The organism is Streptomyces sp. NPDC058683, from assembly GCF_042716195.1.
Taxonomy (GTDB): domain Bacteria; phylum Actinomycetota; class Actinomycetes; order Streptomycetales; family Streptomycetaceae; genus Streptomyces.
The window spans coordinates 63211-89741 of the sequence record NZ_JBHXSK010000011.1 but is presented as its reverse complement, the minus strand read 5'-3'; the positions used below and the strand labels follow the sequence as shown (position 1 = coordinate 89741).

Annotated in this window: 27 protein-coding genes; 15 read left to right on the top strand and 12 right to left on the bottom strand. The window is 72.5% G+C overall.

The genetic code is table 11. The annotated features are described in order from the left end of the window. Positions 1-89 precede the first annotated feature (89 nt). From ACFWXC_RS14110 to ACFWXC_RS14100, 3 genes are all read right to left on the bottom strand, one after another. Positions 90-1223 carry a glycosyltransferase gene (locus tag ACFWXC_RS14110; RefSeq protein WP_384478152.1) on the bottom strand — a complete coding sequence of 378 codons (1134 nt, stop codon included), beginning with the start codon at positions 1221-1223 and terminating at the stop codon, positions 90-92. A gap of 84 nt (positions 1224-1307) precedes the next feature. Further along, positions 1308-1853, bottom strand: a complete 546-nt coding sequence (locus tag ACFWXC_RS14105; RefSeq protein WP_384478149.1) for a hypothetical protein — start codon at positions 1851-1853, stop codon at positions 1308-1310. 10 nt (positions 1854-1863) lie between these two features. Then, a complete protein-coding gene (locus ACFWXC_RS14100; RefSeq protein WP_384478147.1) occupies positions 1864-2385 on the bottom strand; it encodes a SigE family RNA polymerase sigma factor in 522 nt (173 codons plus the stop codon). Between the two features lie 203 nt (positions 2386-2588). On the opposite strand from ACFWXC_RS14100, the gene ACFWXC_RS14095 reads away from it, so the two are divergent. From ACFWXC_RS14095 to ACFWXC_RS14085, 3 genes are read left to right on the top strand one after another with little or no spacing between them, the layout of a single operon-like run. Beyond that, entirely contained in the window at positions 2589-4001 is a 1413-nt protein-coding gene (locus ACFWXC_RS14095) for a hypothetical protein (RefSeq protein WP_384478144.1), read from the top strand. Between the two features lie 41 nt (positions 4002-4042). Beyond that, the gene (locus ACFWXC_RS14090) at positions 4043-5260 is read left to right on the top strand and encodes an AAA family ATPase (protein WP_384478141.1); all 1218 of its coding nucleotides are present in this window, start codon (positions 4043-4045) and stop codon (positions 5258-5260) included. Next, positions 5257-6498, top strand: a complete 1242-nt coding sequence (locus tag ACFWXC_RS14085; protein WP_384478138.1) for a VWA-like domain-containing protein — start codon at positions 5257-5259, stop codon at positions 6496-6498. Before ACFWXC_RS14090 ends, ACFWXC_RS14085 begins: the two co-directional genes overlap by 4 nt. A 94-nt stretch (positions 6499-6592) precedes the next feature. On the opposite strand, the gene ACFWXC_RS14080 is transcribed toward ACFWXC_RS14085, so the two are convergent. Beyond that, a complete protein-coding gene (locus ACFWXC_RS14080) occupies positions 6593-7270 on the bottom strand; it encodes a transcriptional regulator (RefSeq protein ID WP_384478135.1) in 678 nt (225 codons plus the stop codon). A 140-nt stretch (positions 7271-7410) separates the two neighbouring features. On the opposite strand from ACFWXC_RS14080, the gene ACFWXC_RS14075 reads away from it, so the two are divergent. After that, on the top strand, positions 7411-8379 hold the full coding sequence (locus ACFWXC_RS14075; protein ID WP_384478132.1) for a threo-3-hydroxy-L-aspartate ammonia-lyase: 969 nt from the start codon (positions 7411-7413) through the stop codon (positions 8377-8379). 256 nt (positions 8380-8635) lie between these two features. Here ACFWXC_RS14075 and ACFWXC_RS14070 read toward each other — a convergent pair whose 3' ends face one another. After that, entirely contained in the window at positions 8636-9028 is a 393-nt protein-coding gene (locus tag ACFWXC_RS14070) for an SCO5389 family protein (RefSeq protein ID WP_384478129.1), read from the bottom strand. A gap of 64 nt (positions 9029-9092) precedes the next feature. Next, positions 9093-10052 carry an adenylyl-sulfate kinase gene (locus ACFWXC_RS14065; protein WP_384478126.1) on the bottom strand — a complete coding sequence of 320 codons (960 nt, stop codon included), beginning with the start codon at positions 10050-10052 and terminating at the stop codon, positions 9093-9095. Between the two features lie 251 nt (positions 10053-10303). Here ACFWXC_RS14065 and ACFWXC_RS14060 point away from each other — a divergent pair, with 251 nt between their 5' ends. The 4 genes from ACFWXC_RS14060 to pqqB all read left to right on the top strand — a co-directional run bounded on the left by ACFWXC_RS14060 (position 10304) and on the right by pqqB (position 14623). Continuing rightward, entirely contained in the window at positions 10304-11779 is a 1476-nt protein-coding gene (locus ACFWXC_RS14060; RefSeq protein WP_384478123.1) for a purine-cytosine permease family protein, read from the top strand. A gap of 326 nt (positions 11780-12105) precedes the next feature. After that, complete coding sequence (locus ACFWXC_RS14055) at positions 12106-12507, top strand: SseB family protein (RefSeq protein WP_384478120.1); 402 nt, start codon at positions 12106-12108, stop codon at positions 12505-12507. A gap of 49 nt (positions 12508-12556) precedes the next feature. After that, positions 12557-13669: a hypothetical protein gene (locus ACFWXC_RS14050; RefSeq protein ID WP_384478117.1), complete on the top strand. Its 1113-nt coding sequence runs from the start codon at positions 12557-12559 to the stop codon at positions 13667-13669. Between the two features lie 63 nt (positions 13670-13732). Next, a complete protein-coding gene (gene pqqB / locus ACFWXC_RS14045) occupies positions 13733-14623 on the top strand; it encodes a pyrroloquinoline quinone biosynthesis protein PqqB (protein ID WP_384478114.1) in 891 nt (296 codons plus the stop codon). On the opposite strand, the gene ACFWXC_RS14040 is transcribed toward pqqB, so the two are convergent. From ACFWXC_RS14040 to ACFWXC_RS14015, 6 genes are all read right to left on the bottom strand, one after another. Beyond that, positions 14620-15021, bottom strand: a complete 402-nt coding sequence (locus ACFWXC_RS14040) for a MarR family winged helix-turn-helix transcriptional regulator (protein ID WP_384478111.1) — start codon at positions 15019-15021, stop codon at positions 14620-14622. The genes pqqB and ACFWXC_RS14040 overlap by 4 nt on opposite strands. Positions 15022-15119: 98 nt before the next feature. Continuing rightward, positions 15120-15470: a VOC family protein gene (locus ACFWXC_RS14035; protein WP_384478108.1), complete on the bottom strand. Its 351-nt coding sequence runs from the start codon at positions 15468-15470 to the stop codon at positions 15120-15122. A 235-nt stretch (positions 15471-15705) separates the two neighbouring features. Continuing rightward, a complete protein-coding gene (locus ACFWXC_RS14030; protein ID WP_384478105.1) occupies positions 15706-16740 on the bottom strand; it encodes a LacI family DNA-binding transcriptional regulator in 1035 nt (344 codons plus the stop codon). Continuing rightward, a complete protein-coding gene (locus tag ACFWXC_RS14025; RefSeq protein ID WP_384478103.1) occupies positions 16737-17630 on the bottom strand; it encodes a carbohydrate ABC transporter permease in 894 nt (297 codons plus the stop codon). Before ACFWXC_RS14025 ends, ACFWXC_RS14030 begins: the two co-directional genes overlap by 4 nt. Continuing rightward, a complete protein-coding gene (locus ACFWXC_RS14020) occupies positions 17627-18553 on the bottom strand; it encodes a carbohydrate ABC transporter permease (protein WP_384478100.1) in 927 nt (308 codons plus the stop codon). The genes ACFWXC_RS14025 and ACFWXC_RS14020 overlap by 4 nt, the downstream gene beginning before the upstream one ends. After that, positions 18550-19869, bottom strand: a complete 1320-nt coding sequence (locus ACFWXC_RS14015; protein WP_384478097.1) for an ABC transporter substrate-binding protein — start codon at positions 19867-19869, stop codon at positions 18550-18552. Before ACFWXC_RS14015 ends, ACFWXC_RS14020 begins: the two co-directional genes overlap by 4 nt. Positions 19870-20109: 240 nt before the next feature. Here ACFWXC_RS14015 and ACFWXC_RS14010 point away from each other — a divergent pair, with 240 nt between their 5' ends. The 7 genes from ACFWXC_RS14010 (at position 20110) to crcB (ACFWXC_RS13980) (ending at position 26529) form a co-directional block, all read left to right on the top strand. Beyond that, positions 20110-22131, top strand: coding sequence for a beta-galactosidase (locus tag ACFWXC_RS14010; RefSeq protein ID WP_384478094.1), 2022 nt, complete (start codon positions 20110-20112; stop codon positions 22129-22131). 148 nt (positions 22132-22279) lie between these two features. Next, the gene (locus ACFWXC_RS14005) at positions 22280-23839 is read left to right on the top strand and encodes a glycosyl hydrolase 53 family protein (protein ID WP_384478508.1); all 1560 of its coding nucleotides are present in this window, start codon (positions 22280-22282) and stop codon (positions 23837-23839) included. A 212-nt stretch (positions 23840-24051) separates the two neighbouring features. Then, on the top strand, positions 24052-24339 hold the full coding sequence (locus ACFWXC_RS14000; protein ID WP_384478092.1) for an ArsR family transcriptional regulator: 288 nt from the start codon (positions 24052-24054) through the stop codon (positions 24337-24339). Positions 24340-24368: 29 nt separating this feature from the next. Then, positions 24369-25322 (top strand): SMP-30/gluconolactonase/LRE family protein, encoded by a 954-nt coding sequence (locus ACFWXC_RS13995; RefSeq protein ID WP_384478089.1) that lies wholly within the window; start codon positions 24369-24371, stop codon positions 25320-25322. A gap of 69 nt (positions 25323-25391) precedes the next feature. Then, the gene (gene crcB / locus ACFWXC_RS13990) at positions 25392-25853 is read left to right on the top strand and encodes a fluoride efflux transporter CrcB (RefSeq protein WP_384478086.1); all 462 of its coding nucleotides are present in this window, start codon (positions 25392-25394) and stop codon (positions 25851-25853) included. Beyond that, positions 25850-26158 carry a DUF190 domain-containing protein gene (locus tag ACFWXC_RS13985; protein WP_384478083.1) on the top strand — a complete coding sequence of 103 codons (309 nt, stop codon included), beginning with the start codon at positions 25850-25852 and terminating at the stop codon, positions 26156-26158. Before crcB (ACFWXC_RS13990) ends, ACFWXC_RS13985 begins: the two co-directional genes overlap by 4 nt. Continuing rightward, complete coding sequence (gene crcB / locus ACFWXC_RS13980; RefSeq protein WP_384478080.1) at positions 26155-26529, top strand: fluoride efflux transporter CrcB; 375 nt, start codon at positions 26155-26157, stop codon at positions 26527-26529. Before ACFWXC_RS13985 ends, crcB (ACFWXC_RS13980) begins: the two co-directional genes overlap by 4 nt. Positions 26530-26531 lie beyond the last annotated feature (2 nt).

Genomic DNA, 26531 nt, shown 5'->3' with positions numbered 1-26531 from the left:
GCGCAGCCACCGCCGGAGGACAGGGGCTTCGGGAGAACCGGGAGCGGGGGCCTCGGGCAGGGCCGGGGGCGTGATCGTCACAGGTGTCGTCACGAGGCCTCGGACTCCGTCCGGTTCCGGCCGAGCGGCCACACCCCGGGCACGAGGGCCAGATGGGCGGCGGCCAGTACGGCGAGTTCGGCGCGGTGCCCGGCGGCGGGCACGGTGTGCCGCAGGGCGGCGAGCGAACCGGCGGTGAGAGCCAGTCGGACCGCCAGCGCGGGCAGCGGAAGCGCGCCCAGGGCCGCCTGGGCGACAGTCCAACAGGCCAGCAGGGAGAGGGAGTTGGCCACCTGCGCGCCGGTGGCCGGGCGCACGGCCGCGTACAGCAGGAGATGCGTGAGAGCCATGACGGCCACCGGTGTCACGGACCGCCGTTCGCGTCGGCCGGCCGGCAACGCGCCCCGGGCCAGCGCCCAGCCGACCCTGGCGATGCCGCGCAGATCGGCGAGCGCGGTGGACAGCAGCGCGACCCGGCTGTCCGGGTCGTCCACCCAGTCGACCGGCACCTCGTGGATCCGCAGCCCGGCCCGCTCGGCGGCGACCAGCAACTCGGTGTCGAAGAACCACCCGGAGTCCCGCACCAGCGGCAGCAGCCGCTCGGCGGCGTCCCGGCGCACCGCCTTGAAACCGCACTGGGCGTCCGAGAACCGGACCGAAAGGGTGCAGCGCAGCAGGACGTTGTAGCAGCGCGAGACGACCTCCCGCCGGGGGCCGCGCACCACCCGGGCGCCGGGCGCCAGCCGGGTGCCGATGGCCAGGTCGGAGTGGCCCGAGAGCAGCGGGGCGACGAGCGGCAGCAGCGCGGCGAGTCCGGTCGACAGGTCCACGTCGAGATAGGCGAGGACGGTCGCCCGCGATCTCGTCCAGGCGGCCCGCAGGGCCCGCCCGCGCCCCTTCTCGGCCAGCCGTATCCACTCGACCTCGGGGAATTCGCCGGCGAGGCGGGCGGCGATCAGCGGAGTGGCGTCCGTGCTGGCGTTGTCGGCGACGGTGATACGGAAGGGGTACGGGAACGTGTCCCGCAGATGCGCGTGGAGCCGCCGCACGCTCGGCTCCAGGTCCTTCTCCTCGTTGAACACCGGCACGGCCAGGTCCAGGACCGGCTCGTCGAGGTGGCTCGGAGGCGAGGGAGCCGGGGTCGGCGAGGTGGCTTGAGGAGGCATGAACTGGGCCCGTTTCATGGTGTTTTCTCGCATTCGTACTCGTTCTCGGGGCGTGCCGAAGGCACACCCGGCGGGGTGGGATCAGGGACGGAGGGCTGCTCGCTAGCCGGCCGAGCCGGCCGAGTTCGACGGGTCGGCCCCCTCGGTCGTGGGCGCCGACGGAGGAGGCGAGGTGGCCGTGGAGTCCCCGGACGTGTCCGTGGACGTGCTCTCCGACGAGGTCGCGCCCGAGTCCGGGGTGGTCGTCCCGGACGGCGTCGACGAGGCCGAATGTCCGTTCGTGGCCGAGACGGTGGCCGAGGGCGAGGAGGTGTCCACGGGCGGCGGGGCCGAGGTCGTGGCCCCGGTGGGCGATGCGGTGGGGGAGGGGCTCGGCCCCGGTGTCGTACCCGTGGTCGGGCCGGGGCTGGTCGCGGGCCACGGGTGGGGCGCGCTGGGCTCGTCGTGGACACCGGCGTGGGGCCACAGGAAGAGACCGAGGCAGAGCCCCGCGACCGCGAGGACACCGCCGGCCGCCCGCTGGGCCGCGCGCACGCGCCGCCGCGCCTGCACACCGGCCCGCAGCCGGTCCCGGTGCCGGGGCTCGAACGCCGCCGTCTCCCGCTCGCCGTGCATCAACTGCGTCAACTGCCGCTCGAAGTGATCCATGGCTTCTCCCTCACCCCACCGGCTCGATGACGTCGGCCAGCAGCTGACGCAGCCGGGCCACACCGCGCGCCGCGTGCGAGCGGGCCGTGCCCACCGGGCACCCCAGCACCTCGGCGACCTGCCGGTCGGGCAGGTCCTGGTAGTAGCGCAGGACGACCGCGGCCCGCTGGCGCGGGGTCAGCAGGGCGAGCGCGGACTCCAGGCGGGAACGCTCGGCCACGGCCGCCGACAGGTCGCCGGCCGCCGCGACCTCGGGCAGTTCCTCGACGGGGCGCTCGCCCCACCAGCGCCGCCGTGCCGACCGTGCGGCCGCGCGGGCCAGCACCTTGCGGACGTACGCCTCCGGTGCCTCGTCGGCGATCTTCGGCCAGACGAACCACAGCTTGACCAAGGATTCCTGCAACAGATCCTCGGCCCGATGCCGATCGCCACCGGTGAGCAGACGGGCCAGATGGAACAACCCCGACCAGCGGGCCGCCACGAACTCGTCGTACTCACCGGCCCGAGCCTGCTCCGTTCCCTCGGTTCTCACGGTCCCCGCTCTCCCCGGCTGCCTACACCTGGGAAAAGGCCCTGGGAGCGACAGAACGCTGCACTCGGCCGAGGTGATCCGCGTCACGTGCGGGGAGCCGCGTAATTGCCTGGCCGACCGGGGCGGCCCCGCCGTATGCTCCCCGCGATGACCACTCACTCTGTTCACAGAATGGGGGTCCCGTCCACGCAAGGTGAGTGCTGATGGCCACTCACCCCGTGTACGAGGACACCCGGCTCTCCCTCTGGCGGCGGGTGCGCGAGTTCGCCGTACCGCCCGCCATGATCGACACCGCGACCGCCCGGCGCGACGCCGGGGACTGGGCGGGGGCATGTGCCGCCGCCGGTTTCGACGTCGACCTCGACCTGCGTGCCCTGGCCCGTACCCGGGGCCGGGACGTCAGGGAACGGGTCCGGGCCGATCTGCGCCGGCTCGCTCCCGACCTGCTGCGCTGGCATCTGCCGAGAATCGCGCCCGACGGGCTGCTGCGGCCCGGGCTGACCATGCCGCTCGCCCGATATGACATCGGGCCGGAATCCGTGCAGCTCGTGGCCCGGACCCCGCCGGCCTGGGCGGACGCCGGGCAGCGGATCAGCCTCTCGCTCTGGGAAGGAAACCTGGGCGAGGCCGCCGCCCGGGGACATCCGCATCCGCGCCCCAGCCGCCGCTTCCGCTTCGACCTGCACCGCCACCTGTGGGACGCGGGCGCCGCCGGCGACCTGCGGACCCGGTCCGGCGCCGGCCGGCACACCGGCGGCGAAGGGCCGTGCGCGGGCCTTGCCGCCGAACCGCACACCGACTCCGGCACCGGCCCCGCACCGTCGTCGTGTGCCACGGACCGATGGGCGGAGGAGGCCAGGATCGTGCTGCGCGCCGAGGGGCGGGACAGCCTGCGCGCCGAGGGGCAGGACAGCGGAACCGTCGCCGTCCACCTGCGTGGCCGGCGGCGGCTCGCCCTGCACCTCGCGGCCGACGGGACGGCGACCACGAGCCCCGGCGAGGACACCGGGGCACTGCCCGTCCTCCCCGACGCGGCGACCTGGACCCTCCCCGACCTGGAGTTGCTGCGCGCCGGGCTGATCGACGCCGGCCGGCTCCATCCGCTGGTCGCCGGCGCACTCGTGCCCGGACACGCGGCGGCCGCCCGGACCCCGCGCCCGGACCCGGCCGGGCAGTCACGTCTCGTGGAGTGCCGGGGCGCCCTCCACCGCATCGGCCTGGTCGACGGCGTGCTGTCCCCGCTGGACCACGCCCCGGACGAACTCCGGCGCGAGGAAATGCTGGTGGCGCTCGGCGGCCCGCCGCTGCCCTGCCTGCGGATCATCGACGAGGCACACCGCCGCCCGGACTGCCTCACCGGCGTCCGCGAACGCCTCGACCACGGGGACATCGCCGGCGCGCTCGCCGTCGTCGCAGGACTGCTGGGACCCGAAGCCGTGCTGCGCGACGGCCCGTTGAAGGACGAACTGGAGTCGGCCGCGCACCGGCGGATCGCGTACGGCCTCTACCGGGCGGGCCTCGCCGGACCCGGCACCGGCCCCGTCCGCACCCGGCAACGGCGGCGGCCGCGGTCCCGCGACCCGCGCCTGGGCCCCCGCCCCGCCACCTGGCGCTGACCCACACCCACTTGCTTACTCACACCCCAAGGTGATCAGACATGCCCCCTTACGCTCCCGCCCAACTCGACGTCGCCGAAGACCTGTTGAAGCTTCTCACCGACTCCGCCACCGAACCCCGGCCGGACACCCAGCTGGAGGCGCTCACCCTCGCCGTCGCCGCCGACCTGCCCGTCCTGCTGTGGGGCGAGCCCGGCATCGGCAAGACCGCCGCCCTGACCCAGCTGGCCGAGGCCCTCGACCTGCCGCTGACCACGGTGATCGCCAGCGTGCACGAGCCGTCCGACTTCTCCGGGCTGCCCGTCGTAGGAGACGACCCCGCCGTCCAGGGCGTCCCGATGGCCCCGCCGGACTGGGCGGTACGGCTGGTGAAGGCCGGCCGGGGCCTGCTCTTCCTGGACGAGCTGTCCACCGCGCCGCCCGCCGTGCAGGCCGCCCTGCTCCGGCTCGTCCTGGAACGGCGGGTCGGCGCCCTTCGGCTCCCGCCGGGGGTACGGATCGTGGCGGCGGCCAACCCGCGTTCCTCGGCGGCCGACGGCTGGGAGCTGAGCCCGCCGCTGGCCAACCGGTTCGTGCATCTGCAGTGGGCCCACGACCACGAGGTCGTCGTACGCGGCCTCGGCGGCACCTGGCCGCGGGCGACCCTGCCCCGGCTCGACCCGGACAAGCTGTCCGCCGCCGTCGACTTCGCGCGCCGCGCGGTGTGCGGCCTGCTCGCCACCCGGCCCACGCTCGTCCACCGGCTGCCCAGCGGCGAGACGCGCCGGGGCGGCGCCTGGCCGTCACCCCGAAGCTGGGACATGACCCTGCGCCTGGTCGCCTTCGCGCACGCCGCCGGCTCCTCCCGGGACGTGCTCTCCCTGCTGGTGCGGGGCACGGTCGGGGACGGCCCGGGCCTCGAACTGCTGGCGAGCGTGGACCGGATGGAGCTCCCGGACCCCGAGACGCTGCTCGCCGACCCGGGCGCTGCCGAGCTGCCCGAGCGCGGTGATCTGCGCCAGGCCGTGCTCGACGGCGTGGTCGCCGCCGTGCGCGAGCGGCCCGACCGCGCCCGCTGGGACGCGGCCTGGGCGCTGCTCGTCCGCGCGCTGGACACCGGCGCCCCCGATCTGGTGGTCGTGCCCGCCACCACCCTCGCCTCGCTCCGCCAGGAGGACTGGGACGTGCCCGAGGCCGTCGAACGCCTCGCCGGAGCCGTGTCCGTCTCCCGCCGGGCCGACCGGGCCGCCCAGCGCGTCGTCGCGAAGGCCGGACGATGAACGCCCCACCGGCCGGGGCACTGGACCTGGAGAAGCTGTACGCCGCTCGGTTGCAGGCCGCCCGGGCCCGGCCCTACCTCGCCACCGCGCTGTTCGCCCTGCACGTGGTGGAGTCCCGGCAGGTACCCACCATGGCCGTCGACACCCACTGGCGGTGCTATGTCTCGCCCGCCTTCGTGGACCGGATGCCGGTGCAGGACCTGGCCGGCGTCTGGGTGCACGAGGTGTCGCACCTGCTGCGCGACCACCACGGGCGCAGCGACCGGGTCGCCAGGCAACGCGGGCTGACCGGGGCCGGCGAGCGGCTGCGGATGAACATCGCGGCGGACCTGGAGATCAACGACGACGCCTACGGCGACGGACTCGCCCGGCCCCAGGGCGCCGTCCGGCCACGCAATCTGAAGCTGGACGAGGGCCTGCTGATGGAGGACTACCTACGGCGGTTCCGGCTGGGACCGCTGACTCAGGGTCTCACCTGGCTGGACTGCGGCAGTGGCGCCGACGGCCGCGAGCGGGAGTGGGACCTGGGGCCGGACGGCGCGCACGGCCTCAGCGAGCAGGAGCGGGACGGGGTGCGGTTCCGGGTGGCCCAGGCCATCACCGGGCGTCCGGGCAGCACCCCCGACGGCTGGCGGCGCTGGGCGGAGGAGGCCTTTCATCCGCCGCAGCCGTGGCGGGAGCTGCTGGGCGCGGCGGTCCGCTCGGCGACCTCCGCCGCGGGTGCCGGCGACGACTACGACTACGGCCGCCCCTCACGCCGTTCGGCGAGCCTGCCCGGGGTGGTGCTCCCGAGCCTGCGCCGCCGCCCGCCCCGGGTCTCCGTCGTCATCGACACCTCCGGCTCGGTCAGCGACGCCGAACTGGGCAGCGCCCTGCTGGAGGTGGCCGCCATCGCCCGCGCCGTCGGCGGCCGCCGGGACCTGGTCAGTGTGGTCTCCTGCGACGCGGCCGCCCGGACCGTGCACCCGCTGTGCCGCGCGGAGGGCATCGCGCTGGTGGGCGGCGGCGGTACGGACCTGCGCGAGGGCTTCGCCAGAGCGCTGCGGGCCCGCCCCGCCCCGGACGTCGTGGTGGCCCTGACCGACGGACAGACACCCTGGCCGGGGACCCAGCCGCCCTGCCGGACGGTGGTCGGGCTGTTCCCCCGCCAGTACACCGGCAGGCCGTACAACGAGAACAACCCCGACTACGTACCGGACGAACCGCCCGCCTGGGCCCGGGTCGTGCACATCGGATGACGCCGCCGTCCGGCCAGGGCCTGCCGTTCGGATCGGGTCGCAGGACAGCGGAGTGCCACACCCCGCGTCTGCGGCGTGATCCGAACGGCAGGCCCTAGTCCGTGCGGGTGGCCGCCAGGTAGTTGTACGCGGAGGCGCGGGAGATGCCGAGCCGGGCGGCGATCTGCTGGACCGCGCCGCGCACCGCGAAGACGCCCTGGCGGTCGAGGTCGCGGAACAGCTCCAGGCGTTCCTCGCGGGTGAGCTGGGGCCACGGCCTGGTCTCGCGCAGCCGGCGGGCGTCGACGATCGCGTCCAGTACGGCGGTGATGTCGTCGCCGAACGTCGTGGTCGGCGGTGTCTCGGGCCCGGCCGCGACCCCGGCCAGGTCGCCCACCAGGGCGTGTACTTGGGTCACGGCCGTGACGTCGAGGTTCACGCACAGCGCCCCGAAGGCCGTACCGGCCGAGTCGCGCAGCACCATCGTGGAGGACTTGACCAGCTTTCCGTCCCGGGTGCGGGTGAGGTAGTTCAGCTCGTCGGCCGCCGCGTCGCCGGCCGCCAGCAGCTTCATGCCGATCTCGCTCATCGCCCCGCCGACCCGGCGGCCGGTGACGGACCCGGCGATGGCCACCACGGAGCGCTCGGGGCGCCGGTAGTCATGGATGACGACCTCGCAGAAGGCGCCGAAGGTCGCCGCGAGCCCGTCGACGACCGGGGCCAGCGCGGCGATGATCGCGTCCTGTTCGGCACGCGCCGCCTCGCCCGCCGTACCCGTCGGTTCCTGTGTCATCGGCTCGCCTCCGTGCCCCCGCCCGGACCGGGTCTGGACTTCCCGTCCAGATGATAGACAATAATTCCATGCGGTAGGCGTCGAACGGCTCTGCTCGATGCCCATCCGGCGCCCGGCGGCGCCCAGAACGGAGGACGAACATGCCCGACACCCCGCCCGTGACCCTCCAGGACGTGCAGGACGCGGCCGCGCGGATCAAGGGAGTGGCCCACCGCACCCCCGTGCTGCGCTCGCGCACCCTGGACGAGCTGGTCGGCGCCGAGGTCTTCCTGAAGTGCGAGAACCTCCAGCGCATCGGCGCCTTCAAGTTCCGGGGCGCCTACAACGCCGCGTCCCGGCTCTCCGCCGAGCAGCTGGCCAAGGGCATCGCCGCCTACTCGTCCGGCAACCACGCCCAGGCCGTCGCCCTCGCCGCCCGTGAACTCGGCACCACCGCCGTGATCGTGATGCCCGAGGACACCCCGCGCGCCAAGCTGGAGGCGACCGCCGGATACGGCGCGGAGATCGTGACGTACGACCGCTACACCGGCGACCGTGTCGCCATCGGTGAGGCCCTCGCCGCCGAACGCGGACTCGCGCTGGTCCCGCCGTACGAGCATCCGCACGTGATCGCGGGGCAGGGCACCGCCGCCCTCGAACTCATCGAGGAAGTCGGCGAGTTGGACGCTCTGGTGGTACCGGTCGGGGGCGGCGGGCTGATCGCCGGCAGCGCGACCGCCGCGAAGGGGCTGCTGCCCGGGATCCGTGTCGTCGGGGTCGAGCCCGAGGCCGGGGACGACACCAAGCGGTCCCTCGAGGCGGGGCACCGGGTGTCCATTCCCGTGCCGAGGACCATCGCCGACGGCCAGGCGGCCGACATCCCCGGCGAGCTGACCTTCTCCGTCAACCGGCGCCTGGTGGACGACATCTCCCTGGTGAGCGACGACCAGATCCGGGACGCGATGCGGTTCGCCTTCGAGCGGATGAAGACCGTCGTCGAGCCGAGCGGCGCCAGCGGTCTGGCCGCGCTGCTCGCTCACCGGGTGGCGCCGCTGCCGCGCCGGATCGGGGTCATCCTCTCCGGCGGCAACGTGGGTGCCGAGCGGTTCGCCGAGATCATCGCCGGCTGAACAGCCACGTCGGCCCGGACGGCCGGGGGCCGCTCGGCCTCGCCCTGGGCACGATCCGGCTGCCCGCCGAGGCCGTCGAGGGCAGCCCGGAGGCCGCCGAACGCGCCCTGCCGCTGACCGTCCTCCTGGAGCCCGCGCCGACGGCGCTGCGGCGCATGGCCCAGGAGAACGAGTCGGCCCGGCGGCACACTCCCTGACGGCGGAGTTCCCGCGGCGCACCGGGCCGGCGCCTGCTGAGCCGAACCGGGGAGCCGGTTCAGCAGTCGCGGAACTCGGGTGACTGGTTGAGGATCTGCGAACGCGCCGAGGTGAAGCGGGTGTGGATCCGGCCGCCCCGCGCCTCGGGCGGGAACACCGCCACCCGGTGGCAGTTCTGGAAGGCGAGGGCGACCCCGAAGTGCCGCTCCAGGCCGGCCCGGATCGCGTCGGAGGACAGCGCCCGCAGCAGCTGCCCGCGCTCCTTCTCCGACGGCGGCGGGGTCTGGTTGTCGGCGAACTCCGCGGTCCCGTCGCGCAGTTCGGCGGTCAGCCGGGCGATGAGCTGGTACGCGTACGGCAGCGACGTACGGACGGTATCCACGAAGTCCTCCTCCCGCACCGCACCGTTCTCGGCTTCGGCGAGCAGCTGCGGGGAGACGTCGAGCGACATAGGGCTGTGTCCTGTTCTGTTCAAGGGGCGTTACTCGAAAGGGAGTCGGGAGACAAGCGCGGTCTCAGGCGAAGGCGGGCAGGGCCGCAGGGCCGTGCCGGAAGTCCGGGTCGACCTGCGCGGCCAGATCCTGGCCGGTGGCCGCGTTCGCCCAGGCGGCGGCGTTGCGCAGATGGAACTCCACGGCGTGCCGCTGGAAGGCGTCCCAGTCCTTGGCCCGTGCGTCCACGGCGGCCCGCAGCCGATCCATGGCCCGGGAGTTGTGCGGCTCCAGCGCCCCGCCGTCGCGGCCCTGCTCCTGGGCGCGGACGTACGACGACAGCTCGCAGTGGGTCAGCAGGTCCTCGCCCACCCGCTCCCGCAGGAAGGCGAGGTCGTCCGCACCGGTCACCTTGTTGCCGACCACGGCGACCGGGATGCCGAACTCGGCCGCGTGGTCCCGGTACTGGCGGTACACGGAGAGGCTCTTGCGGGTCGGCTCGACCACCAGGAACGTCATGTCGAAGCGGGTGAACAGGCCGGAGGCGAAGGCGTCGGCGCCCGCCGTCATGTCGACGACGACGTACTCGCCGGGCCCGTCCACCAGATGGTTCAGGTAGAGCTCCACCGCGCCGAGCTTGGAGTGGTAGCAGGCCACCCCGAGGTCGCTCTCGGCGAACGCCCCGGTGACCATGAGCGGCACCCCGGCGACCTCCTGGACATGGCGGGAGTGAACCTCGTCGTCGCCGAGCAGGCGCAGCAGCCGCGAGCCGCGCCCGGGCGGGGTTGTCTTGACCATGGCCTCCCGGGACGCGATCCGGGGGTTCGTGCCGCGCAGATAGTCCTTGATCGCACCGGTCCGCGCGCTCAGAGGGGGCGCCGTGAACAGTTCGTCCTCGTCGAGCCCGAGGGCGTGGGCCAGGTGCTGGTTGATGTCGCCGTCGATCGCGACGACCGGCGCGCCGGACCGCGCCAGCCGACGGGTGAAGAGGGCCGACAGGGTGGTCTTGCCGCTGCCGCCCTTGCCGACGAAAGCCACACGCATCGCTAGCCGTCCCTCCTGTTGAAAATGGAAGTCATGATCACAGATTGGAGAGGGTGCCGGGCGGTGTCAAATCGGGGTGACCCAACCGGGTTGCGGTCCGGGGGAGTTGACGGAGCCCCGGATCCGGCGGGCGGTGGCCGTCGCTGCCGTTGCGGGCCCGCTGAGCGCCGCCCGCCCTGATCGCCCCGCCTTGACCCCCGTCGGCGCCAGACCTAGCCTCCAGCCAACACACCTGGACGGATGGGTCGACGATGGCGGACGCACGGGAACCCGGCCGGCAGCTCCAGGTGGAGACCCACGGCCTCGACGTGATCGGCGACGCCGACCGCAAGGGCACCCCGCGCACGCTGTTCTGGCCCTGGTTCGGTGCGAACGTCTCCGTCCTGGGAATGAGCTACGGCGCGTTCGCGCTCGGCTTCGGGATCTCCTTCTGGCAGGCACTGGCCGCCGGAGTCCTCGGCATCCTCGTCTCCTTCCTGCTCTGCGGCTTCGTCGCGGTCGCCGGGAAACGCGGCTCGGCACCCACGATGGTGCTCAGCCGGGCCGCGTACGGCGTGCGCGGGAACCGGCTGCCGTCGGCTGTCTCCTGGGTGCTCACCGTCGGCTGGGAGACCGTCCTCATCGCCCTCGCCACCATGGCCACCGCGACCGTCTTCGCCCGGCTGGGCTGGGGCGGCGGCACCGGCACCGAGGTGGTCGCCCTGGTCGTGGTCTGTGCCCTGACCGTGATCGGCGGAGTGATGGGCTTCGACCTGATCATGCGGCTCCAGACCGTGATCACGGTGGTGACCGGCGTCCTCACCCTCGGCTATGTCGGGCTGGTGGCCGACCACATCCACTGGGCGACGGTGCGCGCGATCCCGTCCGGCTCCGCCCAGGAGTTCATCGGCGCGCTGGTGTTCATGATGACCGGCTTCGGACTCGGCTGGGTCAACGCGGCCGCCGACTACTCCCGTTACCTGCCCCGAAGCTCCTCGGGCCGGGGCGTGATCGGCTGGACCACCTTCGGCAGCTCCCTCGCCCCGCTCCTCCTGCTGGTCTTCGGCCTGCTGCTCGCGGGCTCCTCCGACGCCCTGGACAAGGCGATCGCCGCCGACCCCATCGGCGCGCTGACGACCATCCTGCCCACCTGGTTCCTGCTCCCCTTCGCCGTCGTCGCCGTCCTCGGCCTGGTCGGCGGCGCGGTCCTGGACATCTACTCCTCGGGCCTCGCCCTGCTCTCCGCGGGCCTGCGGGTGCCGCGCTACCTGGCCGCCCTGGTCGACGGCGTCCTGATGATCGCCGGCTCGGTCTACATCGTCTTCTTCGCCGACGACTTCCTGGGCCAGTTCATGGGGTTCCTCACCACCCTCGGCGTCCCGATCGCCGCCTGGTGCGGCATCATGCTCGCCGACCTCGCGCTGCGCCGCCGCGACTACGACGAGGCCGACCTCTACCGCCCGGGCGGTCGTTACGGCGACGTACCGCTGCCGCCCCTGCTGCTCACACTGGCCGCCACCGCCCTCGGCTGGGGCCTGGTCACCAACAGCTCCGCGGGCTGGCTGACCTGGCAGGGCTATCTGCTGGGCCCGCTCGGCCTCGGCGGCACATCCGGCGCCTGGGCGTACGCCAACCTGGGCGTCCTGGCCGCCCTCGCGCTCGGCTTCGTCGGCACCCTGGTACTGGGCCGCGGCCGGATCCGCGCCCAGGAGACCCAGGCCGCGACCACTCCGGCGCCGCCGGCCTGACCACCCGGCCCGGTCCGCTGCCCGTATGACCGCACCCCGCCCACACCGTCAGTCGTCATCGCCACGAGGCGTGTCCCACAAGAAGCAGCCACCCCCGAACCGCCCTGGCACCGCCCCCGAACCGCCCCGGCACGGCCCCGGCACGCCTTCGCCCCGCACCGCGCCCACCTCGTCCCGTCCCGCCGCCACCCGGCCGGAGCTGCCCTTCCGTCGTCCGGGGTCAGGAGCCCGGACGCATGCCCCGGCCCGGATCGGGTACGCGTGCCGTGGCCGCCCGGTACTCACCGGTCCCTGCGGCCAGTACCGCCACTACCTGGGGATCTGCCATGGAGACACCCGCACACGACGACCTTCCTACGCCGGCCCAGCGGGCGCTCGACACGCTGGCCGTGAACGCCGAGGACCGTGACGCACTGGACACGCTGGCGCACAGTGACGTGCTGGTCCCGGTGCCGGACGACGCGGCGGAGGCGGCCGACCCCGCGATGATCGCGCTGCCCGTCCTGGAACGCCCCGAGGGCGACCCCGTCGTCCCCGTGTTCACCTCGGAGGGAGAGCTGACCGGTCTGCTGCCGACGGTCTCCCGCTACCGCCTGGTGCCGCTGGGCGCGCTCGCCTCGCAGTGGCCCGAGGACAACCTGTCACTCGCCATCGACGGCAGCTCGTCGCACGCGCTGACGCTCACCTCGGAGGGCGTGCGCACCCTGCTGGCCCGGCCGACGGGCTGACGAAGGGTTCCGGTCACCGGGAGGTCGCCGCCCGGGTCAGAATGGCCCCATGGAATGGATCTCCGGGGTGGCCGGGGGACTGGTACTGATCCTGGTCCTGCGCAGCATCCTGCGCACGCTCGTGGTCCCCCGGGGCCTGTACTCCGTGCTGGTGTACCGGCTGTGGTGGACCCTGCGCAAGCTGCTCTGCCTGACCGCGCGCGGCCGCGACTACCGGGCGATCGACCGGGCGGAGACCTGGCTCGCCCCGCTGATGCTGATCGGCATGCTCGCCGCCTGGCTCGGCGGGGCGTTCCTCGGCTTCGGCCTGCTGCTGTACGCGTTCTCCCCGCTGTCCTGGAGCACCGCGTTCCGGGAGGCCGGCTCCAGCCTGTTCACCCTCGGGTTCGCCAGCGGCGTCCGGCTGCGGCTGTCCGCGATCGACTTCGTCGCCGCCGCCACCGGCCCCGTCGTCATCGCCCTGCAGATCGCCTACCTCCCCACGCTGTACGCCGCCTACAACCGCCGCGAACTGGAGGTCACCCTCCTCCAGTCCCGGGCCGGCGAGCCCGCCTGGGGCCCGGAGATCCTGGCCCGGCAGTGGCTGGTCGACACCGAGGTCGCGCTGCCCCAGCTGTACCGGGACTGGGAGCGGCTGGCCGCGGACATGGGGGAGAGCCACGCCACCTACCCGGTGCTGCTGGCGTTCCGCTCGCCCCGTCCCTACCGCAGCTGGCTGGTCGGCCTGATCGCCGTCATGGACGCGGCCGCCCTGCAGCTCGCGCTCACCCCGCGCGCCGCCCCGCCGGAGGCCCGCCTGGTGCTGCGCGCCGGGTTCACCGCCCTGCGTGACATCGCCGCCTCGGTACGGGCGACCTTCGACACCGACCCGCCCCCGGACGCCCCGATCGACCTGACGTACGGCGAGTTCGAGGCGGCCGTGACCATGCTGGAGAAGAGCGGCTTCCGTGCGGAACGCGGCACGCGGGAGGCCTGGCCGCACTTCCACGGCTGGCGGGTCAACTACGAGGCCGTGGCCTACGAGCTGTGCCGCCGGTGCGACGCCGTACCGGCGCTGTGGACCGGCGGGCGCGACTTCCCGTCGGAACCGATCCCGCCGATGCGCCCGGTGGACCGGCAGCCCCCCGAAGGACGGCCGGAAGTTCCCCCCAGCCACGGGTAGCGCGGCCCATCCTGAGGGAAGATCCCAGCAGGGGTCGGGGAGTACCGAGAGGGGCGGATCGTCGTGAGGGTCGTCCTGCTGGGCACCGCCGCCGGTGGCGGATTCCCGCAGTGGAACTGCGCCTGCGCGCTGTGCGCCGCCGCCCGGGACGGCAAGCTGCCGTCCCGTACCCAGGAGTGCGTCGCCCTGACCGGCAACGGCCGGGACTGGTGGCTGCTCAACGCCTCGCCGGACATCCGCGCCCAGCTCACCGCCACCGCGGTGCTCTGGCCGGGTCCGGGCCCCCGGGAGACCCCGGTGCGCGGAGTGCTGCTCACCGACGCCGAGGCCGACCATGTCACGGGTCTGAGCGTGCTGCGCGGGGCACCCGACCTGAAGGTGTACGCGGCCCCGCCCGTGCGGACGCTGCTGGCCCCGGCCCGTGGCGCCCTCGACCGCTACGCCCCCTGGGAGTGGGCCGACAGTCTGGCCGACGGCGGCTTCGTGCTGTCCGGCGGCCTGGTCGTGACCGCGCACCCGGTGAGCGCCAAGGCCCCGAAGTACGTCCCGGCCGGGCTCGCGGCGGCCGACGGCCGCTGGGTCACGGCGTACCGCGTCGAGGACCTGGCCACCGGGGGAGTCCTGCTCTACGCGCCCTGCGTCGGTGCCTGGAGCGACACGCTCGACGAGCTGTGCGAGGAAGCCGACTGCGTCCTGCTGGACGGCACCTTCTTCACCGCCGACGAGATGGGCTCCACGGTCCGCTCCGGACCCGGGCAGGCCGCCATGGGCCATCTCCCGGTCTCCGGCCGGAACGGCAGCCTCGCCGCCCTGGCCCGGCACCCCCGCACCCGCCGGATCTACACCCACCTCAACAACACGAACCCCCTGGTCGACCCCGCCTCGCGGGCCCGCGCCCAGCTGGCCGAGGAGGGCATCGAAGTCCTCCCGGACGGCATCGAGTTCGCGCTCTAGCCGGCGGCCGGGCCTTCGAGCATCCGCTCCAGCGCGGCCCGCTGCAGCGGCCGTACCTCGGCGTGCCGGGCGCGGCCCTCGGCGGTGAGCGCGACCCACACGCCCCGCCGGTCCTCCACGCACACCGACCGCTCCACCAGACCGTCCTTCTCCAGCCGCCCGATCAGACGGGACAGCGCGCTCTGGCTGAGATGCACCCGTCCCACCAGGTTCTGCACCCGGCAGTGGTCACCCTCGGCGGGCGTCTCGGTGGCCAGCAGGTCGAGCACCTCGAAGTCGCTCGCGCCCAGCCCGTGCGGGTGCAGCACCCGGTCGATCTCGCACATCGTGCGCGCGTGCACCGACAGGATGTCCCGCCAGCGTTCTTCCAGCCGGGCCTCGGCCGTCGTGACTGCCATACCCGCACCGTAGCACCGATCCGGCCAATCGTTGAGTGTGCAACTAGTGCGGGTGCAAGCAGGATTCCGCAGGCCGTACGAAGGGGGCGGTACGGCGGTCAGGCCACCGGGTCCTGAAGAAGCCCCACCATGTTGCCGTCGGCGTCCTTCACGGAGGCGACCAGCCGGCCGTTGCCGACGTCCCGGGCGTCCTGGACCAGTTCCGCACCCGCCGCCAGCAGCGCCGCGAGCCGCTCCCGCAGATCGGTGACGTGCCAGAACGGCGTCGGCCCGGTCAGCCCCTGGGCATGCCCGTTCGGGTCCAGGCCGACGTCCTGTCCGGCGGCCTTGTACCCGATGTAGTACGGCTCGTCGGCGAACGGCTCGACGCCCAGCAGGGCGGTGAACAGGGCCTTGGCCCGCGCCGCGTCCTTGACGGGGTAGATGATCGTCTGGATGCCTGCGGTCATGGTCTTCTCGCTCCTCGGGTTAGGGGAACCGGCGTGTTTCGGCCGGTGAGCCCACGCTAGGACGGGGGAGGCCGCCGCGGCTTCTTCGATCCTGACCGGTTGCGGTCTTCGGCGAAAGCGCCCGAAGGGGCGCGGGGCTCAGCCCGATATGGGGCTGCCGCCGCGTGGGCACGACAAGCCCACGCGGCGGCAGATGCCCGACGGCAGGCCCTGGCACTTCCGGACCGCGCCCGGCTCACGTCGACTCGCGCCGCACCAGTTCCGTCGGCAGGATCACCGCCGCCGGGTCCTCGCCGCCTATCTGGGCGAGGAGCAGCCGCACCATCTCGGCGCTGATGCGGTCATAGGGCTGGTGGATCGTCGTGAGGGCGGGGGTGGCCTCCATCGCGGCGACCGAGTCGTCGAAGCCACCGACCGAGACGTCCTCGGGCACCCGACGGCCCGCACGGTGCAGTGCCGCGAGGGCCCCCTGTGCCATCAGGTCGGAGGCCACGAAAAGCGCGTCGATGTCCGGCGCCTGCGCCAGCAACCGCTCGGCGCCCGCCTCGCCGCTGGCCCGGCTGTAGTCGCCGGAGACGATGAGCCGTTCGTCGACCTCGATTCCCGCTTCCGTGAGTACCTCCTGGTAGCCGGCGAGGCGATCGACACCACCCGGGGTGTCCAGGGGGCCGCTCACCATGCCGATCCGGCGGCGGCCCCGCGACAGCAGGTGCTGCACCATGTCGCGGGCGCCGTCCCGGTCGTCCGCCGCCACGTAACTCACCTTGGAGCCGGGCCCCATGGGCTTGCCGCACTGGACGAGGGGCACACCCGCCTCGCGCAGCTCCTCGGCGACCCGGTCACCGGAGTGACTGGACACCAGCAGCACCCCGTCGACGTGCCCGGCGCTGATGTACCGCGTGATGCGCCGCCGTTCGTCCTTCGTGCCCGCCAGCATCAGCAGCAGCGGGATGTCGTACCCGGCCAGCGCCTGCGTGCAACCGCTCAGCAGCACATTGAAGTTGGGGTCCTCGAAGAACCTCTCCTGAGGCTCCGTCAGCAGGAAGCCGACCGAGTCCGAACGTCCGGTGATCAGTGAACGGGCGTGCCGGTTCACGACGTACCCGGTGCGGCGGATGGCGTCGTTCACCGCCTCCTGCGCGGCGGGGCTGACGTAGTGCCCGCCGTTGAGCACGCGCGAGACGGTCCCCCGCGAGACACCCGCCTCGCGCGCCACGTCATGAATCGTCGGCGGTCTGCGCCGGCCCCCCGCATTGCTGCCCATGGTCATGACTTTACGGCTCCGGACAGCAGGTCAAGGCTCCAGAACCGCTGAATGACCAGGAACAGCGCGATCAGCGGCAGCACGGCCAGGAACGCCCCGGTGATCACCAGGGTGTACAGCGCCGGGGTGTTGGCGCCTTGCTCCAGGAGCGTGTACAGACCGAGCGTGAGCGGGAACTTCTCGTCGTCGCTCAGCATGATGTACGGCAGCAGGAAGTTGTTCCAGACGGCCACGAACTGGAACAGGAACACCGTCACCATGCCGGGGATCATCATCGGCATCGCGATCCGGGTGAAGATCCGCCACTCGCCGGCCCCGTCCATCCGCCCGGCCTCGACCACGTCGGCCGGTACGGCCGCGGCCGCGTAGATCCGCGAGAGGTAGACGCCGTACGGGGAGAGGATCTGCGGCAGCAGCACGGACCAGTAGGAGTCCGTGAGGTCCGCCTTGGCCAGCAGCAGGTACTGCGGGATGGCGAGGATGACCGGGGGCATCAGTACGCCGGCCAGCAGCACGTTGAAGAGCGACTCGCGGCCCGGGAAGCGGTAGGTCGCGAGGGCGTAGCCGCTGAAGGCGGACACGCAGGTCGACAGCAGGGCGCCCAGACCGGCGTACAGGGCGGAGTTGCCCATCCAGTTCCAGTAGATGCCCTCGCGGTAGCCGTTGAGGTCCTTGAGGTTGTCCACGAATCCGGTGCCGGGCAGGAAGGTGAAGGTGGAGAACAGTTCGCTGCCGGACTTGGTGGACGCGATCACCACCCAGGCCACCGGGAGGAGTGTGTAGACCGCGCCGAGGAGGAGGGTGAGTGTCGGGATCAGGGCGATACGGCGGCGCAGCGGCGGACCCTGGGCGATACCGGCGGCCGGGGCGGCCTTGCGCACGGCAAGAGAACTCATCCTGCTGCCTCCTGCTTGTTGCGGCGGTTCGCGGCCCGCAGGAACCCGAAGGACAGCAGCAGCGTGGCGAGGGCGATCAGCGTCGCCTCGGCCGCCGCCGAGTAGATGTCCCCCTTGGCGAAGGCGTCGACGTACACCTTCATCAGCGGACTCCAGGTCGTGTTGACCGAGTTGGTGAGGGGCTTGAGGGTGGTCGGCTCGTTGAAGACCTGGAGCGTCGCGATGATCGAGAAGAAGAAGGTCAGCACCAGCGAGGGCGCCACCATCGGGATCTTGATCCTGAGGGCGGTCTGCAGCGGGGTGGCGCCGTCCAGCTTCGCCGCCTCGTACACCTCGGCCGGGATGGACCTGAGCGAGGTGTAGATGACGATCATGTTGAAGCCGGTGCCGCCCCAGATCGCGATGTTGGAGAGGGCCAGGTAAAGCGGCCCGCCGTCCAGCAGGTCCGGCTGCGGCAGGTGCAGCTTGTCGAGCACGTAGTAGAAGGGGCTGACGTCCGGCAGGTACAGGAAGCCCCAGAGCAGCGCGGCCACCACGCCGGGGATGGCGTACGGCAGGAAGATCGCGAGCCGGGTGAAGGGGGCCAGCCGGACCCGCTCGGTGTCGAGCATCAGGGCGAACGCCAGGGCGAGGCCCAGCATCACCGGGACGACGATGCAGCCGTAGCCGAGGACGCGCAGCGCGCCGGCCCAGAACTCGTTGTCGGTGAGGGCGTCCCGGTAGTTCTCCAGTCCGGCCCACACCTCGCTGCGGGCGCCCGCGCCCAGGCCGAGGCCGGAGACGTGCACCTTGCGGAAGCTGAGCCAGACCGCGTACCCGATGGGCAGCGCGAAGAACAGGGCGAAGAGGGCCGTGGCGGGGAGGAGGAAGGCGTACGGGGCCCCCTTGACCCCGTACGCCTTCCGGTCGGTGGGGCTGGTCACTGAGAGACCTCGAAGCCCTGCTTCTTCATGTCGGCGACCGTGGCCTCCTGCATGGTGTCCAGGGCGGCCCCGAAGTCCGACTTGTTCTTGGCGGCGGCGCCGAACGCGTCGTTGAAGGACGTGTACGCGACGTTCACGTTCGGGCCCCACGCGGAGGGCGCCGTGGTCTTCGCGATCTTGGCGGCCTCGGTGTAGAAGTCGGCCTGGTTCGAGAAGTACTCCGGCGGGTTGGAGAAGGCTCCGCTGAGCTGGGCCGAGGTGGACGCCGGGTAGATGCCGCCCTCCTTGGCCAGTGCGTTGAGCGCGTCGCCGTCGGTGTTCAGCCAGGCGGCGAACTTGGCCGCGGCCTCCTGGTGCTCGGAGTCGGTGGTGACGGCGGTGGAGGAGCCGCCCCAGCTGCCGGTGACGTCCTCGGACGCGGACCACTGGGGGAGCGGGGCCATCGCCCACTTGCCCTTGGTGTCCGGCGCGGCCGTGGTCAGCGTGCCCGGTGCCCACACCGCGGAGACCCAGGCGATCTGCTTGCCGGTGTTCAGCGCCTTGTTCCAGGCCGGGGTGTACATCGGCTGGTTGTCGATGGCGCCCTCCTTGACCAGGCCGCCCCAGAACTCGGCCACCTTCTGGGTGGCCGCGTCGTTGATGGCGACCTTCCACTTGTCGCCGGAGGTGGTCCACCACTTGGCGCCGGCCTGCTGGGCGAGGCCCGCGAACAGGCCGGAGTCGTTGGCGGAGAACGTGGTCAGGTCGGTGTCCGGCGCCTTCTTCTTCAGCGCGCGGGCGGTCTTCGCGAACTCGTCCCAGGTGGTGGGGACGGTCAGGCCGTACTTCTTGAACAGGTCCGCGCGGTAGTAGAACATCATCGGGCCGATGTCCTGCGGCACCGCGTACACCGCGTCCGTCCCCAGCGTGACCTGCTGCCAGACGCCGTCCGCGAACTTGGACTTGGCGTCACCGACGCTCTTCGATATGTCGGCGACGGCGTCGTTGCTGACCAGCGTCGGCAGCGCCTGGTACTCGGCCTGCACCAGGTCGGGGCCGTTCTTCGCCTTGTGCGCGGTGAGGATCTTGGTGATCAGCGTGTCACCGGACGCCTGCTTCTTCACCGTGACGGTGATCTGCTCCTTCTTGCCCTCGCCCTTGTTCCACAGGTCGACGACCTTGTCCATACCGGGCGCCCATGCCCAGTACGTCAGCGAGACCGGACCGGAGTCGGCCTTGCTGTCGTCGTCGGACGAGCCGCAGGCGGCGAGGGCGGTGGCGCCGAGCGAGACGGCGACGGCGGTTGTCACGAGGCGGCGGCGCTTCGTGTGCGGCATGGATCTCTCCCCTGACCTGGGTCCCCGCCCGTCGCGGGGACCTGCCATGCAGATGTTGTGTGAGCGTTCTCAGACCCGGATCATCGCCCGTCGCGAGTCCGTGTCCTGCTCTGTGAGCGTTCACAGTAGAGAAACATCCCGGACACTTGTCAATGGTTGTTGCTGTGCGGTTATGTTGGGCTCACGCCACGATCGATGTGTGTGCACGTTCCCAAATGATCGATTAAACGGGAGAGATCCATGCCGGACACCACCCCCAGGGGCCTCACCAGGCTCGCCTTCGGTGGGGACTACAACCCCGAGCAGTGGCCGGAAAGCGTCTGGCAGGAGGACGTGCGGCTGATGCGCGAGGCCGGGGTCACGATGGTGAGCGTCGGGATCTTCTCCTGGGCCCTGTTGGAGCCGGCCCCGGGGGAGTACGACTTCGGCTGGCTGGACCGGGTCCTCGACCTGCTGCACGAGAACGGCATCCGCGTCGACCTGGGCACGCCCACCGTGGCGCCGCCCGCCTGGTTCTACCGGGCCCACCCCGAGGCCCTGCCGGTGACCGCGGAGGGCGTGCGGTACGAGTTCGGCTCACGCGGCGCCATCTGCCACTCCAACGCCGACTACCGCGCGGCCGCCGCGGACATCACCACCCGCCTCGCCGAGCGCTACGGCGACCACCCCGCGCTCGCCCTGTGGCACGTCCACAACGAGTACGGCGTCCCCGTCTCGGCCTGCTACTGCGACTCCTGCGCCGCCCACTTCCGCCGCTGGCTGACCGACACCCACGGCACGGTCGACGCCGTCAACGAGGCCTGGGGCACCGCCTTCTGGGGCCAGCACTACACCGACCTGGCGCAGATCAACCCGCCGCGCGCCACCCCGACCGTCGGCAACCCGGGCCAGGCCCTCGACTACAAGCGATTCGTCGACGCCACCATCCGGGAGAACTTCCGCGCGGAGCGGGACATCCTGCACCGCCTCTCGCCCGGCGTCCCGGTGACCACCAACTTCATGACCGCCCTCAGCCAGTGCGACTCCATGGACTACTGGGCCTGGGGCCGCGAGGTCGACCTGGTCACCAACGACCACTACCTGATCACCGACGGCCGCCGCACCCACGTCAACCTCGCGATGGCCGCCGACCTCACCCGCTCCGTGGCCGGCGGTGCGCCCTGGCTGCTGCTGGAGCACTCCACCTCGGGTGTCAACTGGCAGCCGCGCAATCCGGCCAAGGCGCCCGGGCAGATGGCCCGCAACTCGCTGGCCCATGTGGCCCGCGGCTCCGACGGTGCGATGTTCTTCCAGTGGCGGCAGTCCCGGCGCGGCGCCGAGAAGTTCCACTCCGCGATGCTCCCGCACGGCGGCACCGGGACCCGGGTGTGGCGCGAGGTCGTCGAACTGGGCGCCTCCCTCGACTCGTTGGCCCAGGTCAAGGGCGCCCGCACGCAGGCCGACGCGGCCGTCCTGTGGGACTGGCAGTCCTGGTGGGCGCAGAACCTCCAGTGGCGCCCCAGCGAGGACCACGACCCGCGCGAGCGTGCCGACGCCTTCTACGAGGCCCTCTACGACCGCCACCTCACGGTCGACTTCGCCCACCCGGAAAGCGACTTGTCGGCCTATCCCCTTGTCGTCGTACCGGCCCTCTACCTGATGACGGAGGCGGCCGGGAACAACCTCAAGGAGTACGTCGAGAACGGCGGCACGCTGGTCGTCTCGTACTTCTCCGGGATCGTCGACGAGCACGACGCCGTGCACGCGGGCGCCTACCCGGGCCCGCTGCGCGACGCCCTCGGCCTCACCGTCGAGGAGTTCTCGCCCCTGCTCCAGGGCGGGCGGGTGCGCCTCACCGGCCCCGACGGCTCCGAGCTGACCGGCGACGTGTGGACCGAGTTCGTCGTCCCGGGCGCCGCCGAGACCGTCTGGACCTACACCGACGGCCTCACCGCCGGCCACCCGGCCGTCACCCGGCACCGGCTGGGGGAGGGCACCGCCTGGTACGTGTCGACCCGCCTGGACGCACCCGGCCTCGACGCCCTGCTCGGCCGGGCCGCCGAGGACGCCCGGATCGCACCCCGCGCCGACCTGCCCCGCGATGTCGAGGTGGTCCGCCGCACCGGTGACCACGGCACCTTCCTCTTCGCCATCAACCACACCGCCACCGACGCCAAGGTGCCGCTGGAGGCACACGGCACCGAACTGCTGACGGGCGAACGCGCCGCGGGCCGCCTCGCGGTCCCCGCGGGCGCCGTCCGGGTCGTACGGCTCGACGGCTGAGCCCCGGCCGCGGACCGGGCCGCCGCACCCGGGTCCGCCGAGACTCCCCTCCGCCCGCGAGTGCCACGAGAGCCGTGGGCGGAGGGGCTCCTCCGGCCCCGCCGGAGGACACCCCTCCCCAGTCACGTCGAAGGGACGACGGACGATGATGTTCCATCCCAGACGCACCATCAGAGCCCTGCTGCTGCCGCTGCTGGCCGGGCTCGCCCTCACCGCCCTTCCCGCGGGGACCGCCCAGGCGGCCAGCACCCTCACCAACGGCGGCTTCGAATCGGACGGCGCCGGTGTGGCCGCACCCACCGGCTGGTCGGAGTACGGCGCCACGGGCGCCTCGTACACCGAGTCCGGAGGCCACAGCGGCAGTTACCGCCTGAGCCACTACTCGGCCGCCGCCTACAAGGTGGAGACGTACCAGTACCTCTCCGGCCTGACCAACGGCACCTACACCCTCACCGCCTGGGTCCGCTCCAGCGGCGGGCAGAACTCCGCCTACATATCCCTGAAGAACTGCGGCAGTTCGGAGCAGCGGACCGATCTGCCGGTCTCCACCAGCAGCTGGGTCCGTATCGTCACCTCGATCGCGGTCACCGGCAACCAGTGCACGATCAGCATCAACTCCGATGCCAACGCGGGCAACTGGATCAACGTCGACGACCTGACCTTCGCCTCCGGCTCGACAGGCCTGGCCATCAAGGGATCCGACATCTCGTCACTCGCCAAGAGCGAGGCCAAGGGCGGCGTCTACAAGACCAGCTCCGGCACCACCGGGGACGCGGTCACCATCCTCAGGAGCGCCGGCATGAACTACGCGCGCCTGAAGGTCTGGGTCAACCCGGCCGACGGCTACAACGACAAGGCGCACGTCCTGGCCGTGGCCAAGCGCGTCAAGGCGGCCGGCATGAAGCTGCTGGTCGACTTCCACTACTCGGACAGCTGGGCCGACCCGGGCAAGCAGACCAAGCCCGCCGCCTGGTCCGGCCACTCCTACAGCCAGCTCAAGACCGACGTCTACAACCACACGTACGACGTCCTCAACGCCCTGAAGGCGCAGGGCACCACCGCCGACATGGTCCAGGTCGGCAACGAGATCAACGGCGGCATGCTCTGGTCCGACGGCTCCACCGACAACTGGTCCCAGCTCGCCGGCCTCATCAACTCCGGCTACAGCGCGGCCAAGGCGGTCTCCTCCGGCACTCTGGTCGCCCTGCACCTGGCCAACGCGGGCGACGACGCCACGGTCCGCTGGTGGTTCGACAACGCCAAGACCTACGGCATCAACTACGACGTGATCGGGCTGTCGTACTACGGCTACTGGCACGGCTCGCTGGCCGCCGCCCAGACCACCCTCGACGACGCGGCCTCCCGCTACGGCAAGCCGGTCTACATCGCCGAGACCGCCTACCCGTTCACCCTCGCCCAGGACGACTCGCTGGAGAACCAGATCGACACCAGCGGTGAACTGGTCACCGGCTACCCGGCCACCGCGGCCGGCCAGCTGGCCTGGATGAACGCCGTCGCGAACATCGTCGAGGCCGTCCCGAACGGCCGTGGCCTCGGCGTCTTCTACTGGGAGGCGACCTGGACCGCCGTCACCGGCAACGGCTGGGACCCGACCGACGCCACCTCCGGCAACGGCTGGGAGAACCAGGCCCTGTTCGGCTACGACGACAAGGCGCTCTCCTCCATGGCGTGGTTCAGCCACCGCTGAACCACCGCTGACGAGGGGCCCGGCCGTCAGGGGACGGCCGGGCCCCTCCGCCCGGTCCGGGGCAGGTCGCGAAGGCAAGGCCCCCATCGGCCGATTTCGTACGGCCATTCGATCTCGGACAACGCTCACCGAGTCCCTGACGTGGGGGCTTCGGCTGCGGAACAGTGGGAAAACGAACTACGAGGAGGCAGGGACGGACGGAGGCCGGTCGGATGCTGAGGAACTCCAAGAGCGTGAGCCGCCTGGACATTCTGGACTGGCTCAAGGATCCGACGGCCCACTTCCCGCCCCAGCGTCACGCGGACCTCACCGAGGACGGCGTCACCGTCCGGGCCGTCGCGGTCAAACTCGGCGTCTCCCGCAAGGTCGCCGGCACCCATCTGGGCATGCTGACCCGGCTCGGGCTGCTGCGCACCCGGCGCATCCGGCACCGCACCTACTACCGGCGTGACGAGATCCGGATCGCCGAAGTGGCCCGGATGTTCGAGAAGGGCTGGTGAGAGCGGTTACGCCTGTCAGTATGGGGTTCATGGACCGACCCTCGCGCCTCGTCCCCCTCCACTACGTCGCCATCGGCGGCCGCGGTCCGGAGGACGTGGTGACGGATCCGGACGGCGGGGTCCTGACCGGCGTCGAGGACGGCCGCATCCTGCGCCTGGACGGGCTCGGCGACCCGGACACCGCCCGGGTCCGCGAGCTGGCCCGCACCGGCGGCCGCCCCCTGGGCCTCGAACTGCTCCCGGACGGCGACCTGCTGGTCTGCGACGCGGAGCGCGGCCTGTTGCGCGTCGGCCTCGCCGACGGCGCCGTCCGCGTCCTCGCGGACTCGGTCGAGGGAGAGCCGCTGCGGTTCGCGAGCAATGTGGTCGCCCTGCCCGACGGCACCGTGTACTTCACCGCCTCCAGCCGACGCTTCCCGCTGGACCGGTGGATCGGTGACATCGTCGAGCACAGCGGCACCGGCCGCCTGCTGCGCCTCGCGCCCGGCGCCCGTACGGCCGAAGTGGCCTGCGACGGCCTCCAGTTCGCCAACGGGCTGGCCGTGAGCGGCGACGGCACCTTCCTGATCGTCGCCGAGACCGGGGCGTACCGTCTCAGCCGCTACTGGCTCACCGGCCCGCGGGCCGGCCGCGCCGAGTTCTTCGCCGAGCTCCCCGGTATGCCCGACAACATGTGGCGCGACGGCGAGCTGATCTGGGTCGCCCTGGCCGGCCCGCGCAACCCGCCGCTCGACCTCTTCCACCGCACCCCGCCCGCCGTCCGCCGGGCCGCCGCGCGGGCCGCCGTACACGCCCCCTACCGCCCGGCCGGCACCATCGCCGTGACGGCCCTCGACGACCACGGCAGGGTCGTCCACCACCTCGCCCGCCACCACTCCGGCTTCCGCATGGCCACCAGCGTCTGCGTGACCGGCCGCCACCTGGTCCTCGGCAGCGTCTGGGAGCCCGGCGTCGCGGTGTGCGCGGCCCCCACCGCGAAGTGACCGGCGGGTAGACCCGGCGGTACCCTGGTGCACCCGTCGGGGCGGTGCCGAACAGGAGATCCACGACCCATGACAGCCCCGGAAGCCGAGAGCCTCCATGACCGGCCGAGCCCCAGGCGGCGGCCGGAATGGCGCGCCCAGGCACCGGTCGTCGCGGTGGTCGCCGCCGGCGGCGCGATCGGGGCGGTGGCCCGCTACGCGCTCGCCCTGGCGCTGCCCACGGCGGCGGGCGGATTCCCCTGGGCGACCTTCTGGACGAACGTCATCGGCTGCGCGGTGATCGGCGCGTTCCTGGTCCTGATCACCGAAGGGCTGCCCGCGCACCGCCTCGTCCGCCCTTTCTTCGGCACCGGCGTCCTCGGCGGCTTCACCACCTTCTCCACCTATGCCGTCGACATCCAGAAACTGGTCGACCACGGCCGGCCCGCCACGGGCCTGGCCTACCTCGCCGCGACGCTGTGCGCGGCCCTCGCCGCGGTGTGGTGCGCGGCCACCGCGACCCGCCGTGTCCTCACCCGGAGGCAGCGATGACGAGACCGACCGACCGCGCCCTGCGCCTGACGGTCCACGTCGGCGAGGACGACACCCGGCACCACGAGCCCCTCTGCACGGAGATCGTGCACCGCGCCCACGCGGCCGGACTCGCGGGCGCCGGCGTCTTCCGGGGCATCGAGGGTTTCGGTGCCTCCGCCCGCATCCACACCGCCCGGCTGCCGTCCCTGAGCGAGGACCTGCCGGTGGCGGTCGTCACGCTGGACGACTGCGAGGTCATCGGATACGTCGGGCGGGACGCGAACTCCGGCAAAACGGACGCGAAGGGTAAGAAGTCGTTGTGAACTGGCTGCTGGTCGTCGCCGGTGCCGTCGTCGGTGCTCCGCTGCGCTACCTCACCGACCGTGCCGTCCGGGCCAGGCACGACTCCGTCTTCCCCTGGGGCACCTTCGTGGTGAACGTCGTCGGCTGCCTGATCCTCGGCCTGCTGACCGGCGCGGCCTCGGCGGGCGCGGCGAGCCCCCACCTCCAGCTGCTGCTGGGCACCGGGCTGTGCGGGGCGCTCACGACGTACTCGACGTTCTCCTACGAGACCCTGCGGCTGACCGAGACCGGCGCCGGGCTCTACGCTGCGGCCAACGTCGTCGCGAGCGTGGCGGCGGGGCTCGGAGCGGCCTTCGCCGGAGTGGCGATCGCCCAGGCGGTGTGGGCCTAGGA

What these genes read in the sequence shown, in the direction of transcription:
- ACFWXC_RS14110 (WP_384478152.1), bottom strand. Translation starts at nt 1,223, where the DNA reads ATGAAACGGGCCCAGTTCATGCCTCCTCAAGCCACCTCGCCGACCCCG.
- ACFWXC_RS14105 (WP_384478149.1), bottom strand. Translation starts at nt 1,853, where the DNA reads ATGGATCACTTCGAGCGGCAGTTGACGCAGTTGATGCACGGCGAGCGG.
- ACFWXC_RS14095 (WP_384478144.1), top strand. Translation starts at nt 2,589, where the DNA reads ATGGCCACTCACCCCGTGTACGAGGACACCCGGCTCTCCCTCTGGCGG.
- ACFWXC_RS14090 (WP_384478141.1), top strand. Translation starts at nt 4,043, where the DNA reads ATGCCCCCTTACGCTCCCGCCCAACTCGACGTCGCCGAAGACCTGTTG.
- ACFWXC_RS14085 (WP_384478138.1), top strand. Translation starts at nt 5,257, where the DNA reads ATGAACGCCCCACCGGCCGGGGCACTGGACCTGGAGAAGCTGTACGCC.
- ACFWXC_RS14080 (WP_384478135.1), bottom strand. Translation starts at nt 7,270, where the DNA reads ATGACACAGGAACCGACGGGTACGGCGGGCGAGGCGGCGCGTGCCGAA.
- ACFWXC_RS14075 (WP_384478132.1), top strand. Translation starts at nt 7,411, where the DNA reads ATGCCCGACACCCCGCCCGTGACCCTCCAGGACGTGCAGGACGCGGCC.
- ACFWXC_RS14070 (WP_384478129.1), bottom strand. Translation starts at nt 9,028, where the DNA reads ATGTCGCTCGACGTCTCCCCGCAGCTGCTCGCCGAAGCCGAGAACGGT.
- ACFWXC_RS14065 (WP_384478126.1), bottom strand. Translation starts at nt 10,052, where the DNA reads ATGCGTGTGGCTTTCGTCGGCAAGGGCGGCAGCGGCAAGACCACCCTG.
- ACFWXC_RS14060 (WP_384478123.1), top strand. Translation starts at nt 10,304, where the DNA reads ATGGCGGACGCACGGGAACCCGGCCGGCAGCTCCAGGTGGAGACCCAC.
- ACFWXC_RS14055 (WP_384478120.1), top strand. Translation starts at nt 12,106, where the DNA reads ATGGAGACACCCGCACACGACGACCTTCCTACGCCGGCCCAGCGGGCG.
- ACFWXC_RS14050 (WP_384478117.1), top strand. Translation starts at nt 12,557, where the DNA reads ATGGAATGGATCTCCGGGGTGGCCGGGGGACTGGTACTGATCCTGGTC.
- ACFWXC_RS14040 (WP_384478111.1), bottom strand. Translation starts at nt 15,021, where the DNA reads ATGGCAGTCACGACGGCCGAGGCCCGGCTGGAAGAACGCTGGCGGGAC.
- ACFWXC_RS14035 (WP_384478108.1), bottom strand. Translation starts at nt 15,470, where the DNA reads ATGACCGCAGGCATCCAGACGATCATCTACCCCGTCAAGGACGCGGCG.
- ACFWXC_RS14030 (WP_384478105.1), bottom strand. Translation starts at nt 16,740, where the DNA reads ATGACCATGGGCAGCAATGCGGGGGGCCGGCGCAGACCGCCGACGATT.
- ACFWXC_RS14025 (WP_384478103.1), bottom strand. Translation starts at nt 17,630, where the DNA reads ATGAGTTCTCTTGCCGTGCGCAAGGCCGCCCCGGCCGCCGGTATCGCC.
- ACFWXC_RS14015 (WP_384478097.1), bottom strand. Translation starts at nt 19,869, where the DNA reads ATGCCGCACACGAAGCGCCGCCGCCTCGTGACAACCGCCGTCGCCGTC.
- ACFWXC_RS14010 (WP_384478094.1), top strand. Translation starts at nt 20,110, where the DNA reads ATGCCGGACACCACCCCCAGGGGCCTCACCAGGCTCGCCTTCGGTGGG.
- ACFWXC_RS14005 (WP_384478508.1), top strand. Translation starts at nt 22,280, where the DNA reads ATGTTCCATCCCAGACGCACCATCAGAGCCCTGCTGCTGCCGCTGCTG.
- ACFWXC_RS14000 (WP_384478092.1), top strand. Translation starts at nt 24,052, where the DNA reads ATGCTGAGGAACTCCAAGAGCGTGAGCCGCCTGGACATTCTGGACTGG.
- ACFWXC_RS13995 (WP_384478089.1), top strand. Translation starts at nt 24,369, where the DNA reads ATGGACCGACCCTCGCGCCTCGTCCCCCTCCACTACGTCGCCATCGGC.
- crcB (WP_384478086.1), top strand. Translation starts at nt 25,392, where the DNA reads ATGACAGCCCCGGAAGCCGAGAGCCTCCATGACCGGCCGAGCCCCAGG.
- ACFWXC_RS13985 (WP_384478083.1), top strand. Translation starts at nt 25,850, where the DNA reads ATGACGAGACCGACCGACCGCGCCCTGCGCCTGACGGTCCACGTCGGC.